The organism is Desulfosporosinus sp. OT (assembly GCF_000224515.1).
Taxonomy (GTDB): Bacteria; Bacillota; Desulfitobacteriia; order Desulfitobacteriales; family Desulfitobacteriaceae; genus Desulfosporosinus.
Map to the genome: position 1 here is coordinate 1 of NZ_AGAF01000129.1, position 6,689 is coordinate 6,689.

The 6,689-nt window shown below is 33.7% G+C and carries 4 protein-coding genes; all 4 read right to left on the minus strand.

Going from position 1 to position 6,689, the window contains the following annotated elements:
• Positions 1–110 precede the first annotated feature (110 nt).
• The 4 genes from DOT_RS12135 to DOT_RS12150 all read right to left on the minus strand — a co-directional run bounded on the left by DOT_RS12135 (position 111) and on the right by DOT_RS12150 (position 5,297).
• Positions 111–542 (minus strand): type I restriction enzyme HsdR N-terminal domain-containing protein, encoded by a 432-nt coding sequence (locus DOT_RS12135; RefSeq protein ID WP_040412021.1) that lies wholly within the window; start codon positions 540–542, stop codon positions 111–113.
• Positions 543–774: 232 nt separating this feature from the next.
• Complete coding sequence (locus DOT_RS12140) at positions 775–2,169, minus strand: HlyD family efflux transporter periplasmic adaptor subunit (RefSeq protein ID WP_009618868.1); 1,395 nt, start codon at positions 2,167–2,169, stop codon at positions 775–777.
• Positions 2,166–4,442 (minus strand): peptidase domain-containing ABC transporter, encoded by a 2,277-nt coding sequence (locus DOT_RS12145; protein ID WP_009618869.1) that lies wholly within the window; start codon positions 4,440–4,442, stop codon positions 2,166–2,168. Before DOT_RS12145 ends, DOT_RS12140 begins: the two co-directional genes overlap by 4 nt.
• 177 nt (positions 4,443–4,619) lie before the next feature.
• Positions 4,620–5,297: a CPBP family intramembrane glutamic endopeptidase gene (locus DOT_RS12150; protein WP_009618870.1), complete on the minus strand. Its 678-nt coding sequence runs from the start codon at positions 5,295–5,297 to the stop codon at positions 4,620–4,622.
• Positions 5,298–6,689 lie beyond the last annotated feature (1,392 nt).

Below are 6,689 nucleotides of genomic sequence, written 5' to 3' on the forward strand. Positions count from 1 at the left end.
CTAGGGGTTAGCGACCGTTCTGTTATATTTGAAAAGGAGCTACCTTTTAATGATGCCCGAAACATCATTAAAAGGTAGCTCCTTTGTACTGTAGAAATTAATATTACCCCTCATCCCCCTTGTATTAAGGTAAAAAATGCCTCGAAAGCTACTAAAAAGAAATTAACATCTGTACATTTATATGGTTTTGGGTAATCAGTGATATTTTCAAATTCAAGATTACCAGTGAATATGTTCGTTTTCTTCTCAATACCCCAAAATTCAGAATACGCATCCTCTTTAATTTGGCAAGCAACCCCATACTGGAGACTGGACTGCGACAAAATCATCTTGACTTGCTCAACGGGAATAACATCACTTGTTACGAATACTATCACATAAGGAACTGATAGCTCCTTAGTTAATACTAAATCCGCTTTAAATGTGCTTCCATCTTTCAGAACAACTTGATAATCAACGATTACCTGTTCCTCTGGATATTTGTAACTATAAATAAGCAGGTCTTTTACACTAGTTATTAGCTCTTTGTGATTATTTTCCAAAACATCTCATCCTTTCTTTCATGTTATTCGGAGGATTATAGAAATAGGATTACACCCTATATCCGTCTGTCCATTCACCTATTTTTGCCAACTCATCTGTCTACTACTGACATCTTACACCGTCAATCTATGGATGTTAAACAGCGTCAGTAACAATACACGCTTGTAATAGCCATCCTTGAGTTTTTCAATTTCAGATTTTATTTTTGAGGATGCTCATCTTTCCTTTCAATCAATCAATCAAATTTATTTTTTCAAGGAGCCATAGGATTATTTTTTTCGACTTAGTTACAACCTGTGCTTCGCAGACCATACCTACTTTAATTTGAGCTTTGACTCCTTTGTAACTTTCAAGTTCGTTTTTTGCAACAGATGCTTCCGCTGTATAATAGCTAACACCTGATGCCTTATCTGCCATAGCATCTGTACCAACCTTTGTTACAATTCCCGCCAATTCACCGTATTCACGGTAGGGTAACGCAGTAAAATGGTATTTTATCTTTTGCCCTTTCTTAATATTTGCAATATCCTTGTTTGACACTATTAACTGTATTCTATTTTCGGTACCTGTGTTTGGCACAATTGTTGCAATTTCTCTTCCACTTTGCAACAAATCTCCATGGTTAATTTCAGTATATAAGTTCACAATTCCATCAATCGGAGAAGTCACAGTGGCTTCCTTAATATTTTGTTCTAGGCGTTTTAACTCGCTTTTCGCACTATTCAGGTTAGTTATGTTGGAAGTTAAGCTATCCTCGATTTGAACAGATGTATCAATACGGGGATTTTTAGCAGAAAGTTCTTGAATGCTTTGCATACTTTGTTTTATACCGGCCAGCAAATCCATCTCATATTCATTCTTGAATTTGTCCAGCTCAAGCTTAGCCATTACAGATTGATTTTTTGTATCCTCTACTTCTATATTGGTCACGACTCCTGCATCATAAAGCTTTTTTTGCCTTGTATAAGTGCCATTCTTCTGATCATAGACTGACTTGAGTTTCTCAATATCAAAAACATAAACTTCGTACTTATTATGTTGCTCGACATCGTTTTGCTCAAAAAGATTTTTACCTTTTTTAATTGATTCAAGTAATGTTTTTTGATTCTGAAGTTTAACCTCTGCCATATTCTTCTGTTCAGTATTTGTTTTTAAATCGATTAAATATTTCCGAAAACGGAAATAATAATTAGATTCATCAATATCATCTTTATTAAATAGATCCATTCCTTCTTCTTGAATGCTTTGCTTAAATTTTAGTAAATTTATGTTTTCCTTTTCTAATCTGGCTACCTGCTTTTCTTTTTCATCCTTATCTATAAGAGTCCCATTCATCTCAATTGTATAAAGCACATCCCCCTTTTTAACTTTTGCTCCTTCCTCGATATTTACTTTATCAACACGTCCCGAAACAACATTGCTAATGGTACTTATTTTATCTCCTGGTCTTACCGATCCGGTTGCTTTCACATAGTCTTCTATTTCACCGAAATATGACCATGTTAGTGCAACAATGATGAAAGCGATTAATATATATATAAACCATGTCATAAAAAAATGTGGCTTTGCCTCAAGTATTTCACGGCTGTCAGACATGTCTTTTATATCTTGTATATAAATCTTCATATTGTTTCACCGTCCTTTGTCTCTGCGGATTCAAATAGTCCTCCAACTAATGGGACAAAGACAAAGGGAATAGATGGTGTAATATCTTCTTTTATGTGTTTTTCAGTTGTTTCCGGCAGTTGTTCTTTCCAAAGGTCGAAATACAATCCCTTTTTATTTATCAACTCATGATGTGTTCCGCTTTCAACAAATTCACCCTTATCCATGACATATATATTATCACACTGCATTATGGTCGATAGCCTATGAGCAATAATCAAAGTTGTAATTCCTTGTGTATGTTCATTAATAGTATGTTCAATCGCTTTTTCAGTGATAGAATCAAGATTACTGGTAGCTTCATCCATGATAAGAATATCGGGTTTTTTGAGTAATGCCCTAGTAATAGCCAGTCTTTGCTTCTGCCCACCGGACAAATTTCCACCGTTCTCCTCCACCATGGTCTCATAGCGTAGTGGCATAGCATTGATGAATTCATGTGCTTTAGCCATCTTTGCTGCTTCAATGACAGTCTCCATGTCGGGATTTTCAATACCAAGCAAGAGATTTTCGTAGATAGTCCCACTAAAAAGGAAGATATCCTGCGAAATATACGCTATCCGTTCACGCAAGTAATTTATATTAATATCCTTAATATTGTTGCCATTAATAAGAATTTCGCCCTTTTCCCATTTATAGAGGTTTAGTAATAGCTTGACCAAGGTTGTTTTGCCCGATCCACTCTCACCGACAAATGCAATTTTTTGACCACTATTTATATTAAGGTTTATATTCTTGAGTACAAGTTGTCGTGTACCATATCGAAAGTCTAAATTTTTAAACTCAATATACCCTTTTAATGTTGATGGCGTAATTTTTTTGTCCTCGTTTTCACTTTTCTCAAGCTCCAAATCCATTATCTCGCCCAACCTATCTGAAGCTACGATTGCAGTCTGCATCATAGGCTGCAGATTGATAAGGTTTTTGATCGGGTCAAGGAAATATGCAAGCAAAGCATTAAAAGTCAATAACTGGCCTACAGACATTTCACCCTTCATAACACTATAGGCTCCAGCCCAAAGGATGACAATACCACCAACAGAAGCAACGGCGCCAGTTAATGAGTCTTCAAGGTTGTTTATCCAACCATCTTTAAAAATGCTTTTTAAAAGTTTAATAAATTTCTTTTCAGTTTCAATACTTGCCTTGCGTTCTGCGTTGAAGGATTTAAATGTCTCTATACCGGCGAGTGACTCTACAAGGTATGACGTAAGTTGTGCATTATTTTCCATCTGTTCCCTATTAATATCACGGACAGGCTTATTAAAACAAAATACAATAATGGCATAGATTATAACCATAATAAATGCTATGGCGAATAAAAAAGAATTCTGAGAATATAGAATAATTCCACCAGCAATAGCCATTAATGTGTCAATCATAATTGTTAGTGTAGCTCCAGATATGGCTTCATGAACCTTTGATGCATCCATAAATCTCGATATAATCTCACCCACCTTGCGAGTGCCAAAAAAGTTCATGGGCAGTTGCAACACATGGTCATAATATCCGAGGATTAAATATATATCCAGCTTTTGGCTAAGGTATAATAGCAAGTGCGACCTAAAGGCATTTAGTAATATCTGAAATATATTTAAAAGTATAATACCTACTGACACTATATGAAGTGTCTTTAATAGATTGTTGGGCAGTATATCATCCATCATAACTTTGAAGTAGAATGATCCCAGTATGCCTAATACTGTGTATGTAAAGGATGCTATAAATATATTGATAATTAGTTTCTTTTGTGGAATTAAAAGCCCAAAGAATCGTGAAAATATCCCTTTGGTTTCATTACCTTTTTTAAATTGGATTGTTGGCACTAATAATATTAATACCCCTGTCCATATTTTAAAGAACTCATCCGGAGTGTACTTAACAATACCTTTGCCTGAATCAGCTATTATTACTACATTAGTTGATATCTTATGTATAACTACGTAATGCATTAAAGAACCATCAATAACCACGTGAGCTATTGATGGCAATGGAAATTCTGTAAAGATATCCTCTGGTTTAGTTACTTTAACAGCTTTTGCAGTAAAGCCTAACTGCTCAGCAGCTTTTATGACTCCAAAGGCACTTGTACCTTGTTTATCGGTTCCAGCAACCTCTCTAATACGTGTAATTGGTGTTTTTAGTCCGTACTGTTTACTGATTGTTGCAAGGCAAGCCGCCCCACAATCAGATATATCATATTGTTTTATGCAATAGTATTTTCTGAATACCATTTACACTTTCTCCAATCGACATTAGTGAATCAAATATTTGGAACTATTATCTTTTATTTTATATTCATGAAAACTCCGAGGGTGATTACATGTTTCATAGATAGAGAATTTTTTCATATGCTACAGACAATGTGTATTCACTGAACATGAATCCTATCGGATAATATATTTGACTACTCAAAACTTACCAGAACTCAACATAATTCCAATATCCATTATTGCATGAGCCATTATGATTGGCATTATTCTTTTATACTTTGCAAAATATATTGAAAAAATAAGAAATGTTAATGCAAGACCACCCATTGAATGAACTCCTTGATATAAATGTCCGGATGTTTGAATAAAGACACTTACAATTATTGCAATAATTTTACTATTTGAAAAGAATTCAATTTCACACATTAAATATGCTCTTAAAATTAATTCTTCAAAAAACGGATTTATTATCATAGCCAAAAAATAAATAATTGAAATTTCACCTACAAAGATATCAATATGTTGAGGAACTGATGGTGATTTTCCTATTATTAGTTTAAACAAAAGTGAGTAAAAAGATAAAAAGATGATAATTATTATGAATATTAAAATTGCCCTAAAAATATCTCTCCATGAAAACGAAAAACCAATATCTTTTATGCTTTTACCTTGTCTAAAGAGTATATAGATTAGTAATGCAACGTAAGTGATTTTAGTAATACCATCAATAAAAAACCTTACATTTATAGAAGTATCAATGGAGTATAGACTTAAATGTATAAATAAATTCCTTAAAAAAAATGGTAAAAAAGAAACACTTAGAATTAGCGCAAGTTCAATTAATCTGATTCTTTTTTGCATAGATATTTCGTTCAAAAATATTCCTCCTGGTTTTCATATCATATCGTTGATTGGTCATAACCTACTAAAATAAAACAACTACAACATTGATCTATATTAAGGGAGTTCCGAAGACCCTATATTTATTGCATTATATTAAACTATCATTTGGATTGTTTGGTAAGAGTCAAATTGCCCTTTATCCCGAATTCAATATACTAAACCGCGCGGTGGTCAAGCCGTTGAAGTTTATGGATACACTCCCAATCTAGTGCCAACTTCTAGTGATGCTTTCTTATCAATTTCTGGGTATATTAGTATTTTATGTAGTTTTGCTGCCAATAAATCTAAACATGTTCTCCACAGTCTTTATTATCATGCTTGTTTTATGCATACGTATTTCTTAAAGAGGTTTCCGATTTTTTCCTTCCACATTTTCTATAAATTTTACAATAATTTATTGTTATACTTTAAGTGTATTATATGATTCCAGTGATAAAGGTACCAATATGCCCTCCTAAGCTCTTTTTACTACCTTTTTTTGTGTTGCCTTTTTAAAGGATAAATAGGGCTTCGTCTTTACTGCAGTAAGCTAAACTTCAAACCAATCAATCCTCATTTAGAGTAAATGTATCACATAATAAGGATATTATTTGGCGAAACATGACATATTATAAAATTATTCAAACGATAACTGTCAAGATGGTTATTACCACCATACCAAAACTCGAAGAACACAACACATAGCGGCAACAAAAATGATGTTTCTCTCCAACACCATATTAATGAATTACTGGCTGAGTTATCAAAATATATGGTTCTTCTAACTCTACCTAGGCATGTATTTACGAAGTATCATAGAAATAAGAACAGTACACCTTGTCCTAAAAAGCACTAAGATGGATGTCTAATAACTTCAGCAGGTCTATCGGTTATAACTTGATCATTCCAGAAAGGAGCTCGACTGGCACGACCTAGAAGCGATTAAAAGACCTGGGCTGAAGGCACCCTTAAACTTAATGCTCTAGCATGATACTAGTCGGCTTGCCTTAGAGAGGGAAAACTGACTTCTACTGTTAAATATTTTCTTAGCATGGGTTTTGCATCATTTAGTTGTCTCTACCCTTCTATTCGACAAATGTTAGCAGGCTTCTTTATTGACAAAATATTACTGGTGAAATAAGCTACTTAATGAGACAGGCGGATACTCTTGGTCAATATAATGATTGTATTACAATAATATTTCCGTTATTTCTACCGCACTAATGATGTTTACCTTGGAGTTAATCCTTCAGTATGATTATTTATTAGTGAAAACAGAAAACAATTAATAATCAATTACAAATTAAGTTTTTCTCTTGAAGCTATTGTACAGAGTGGATGGGTGAAATGCGGCTATTTGATTGAAGGAATAATTTATATAATTAC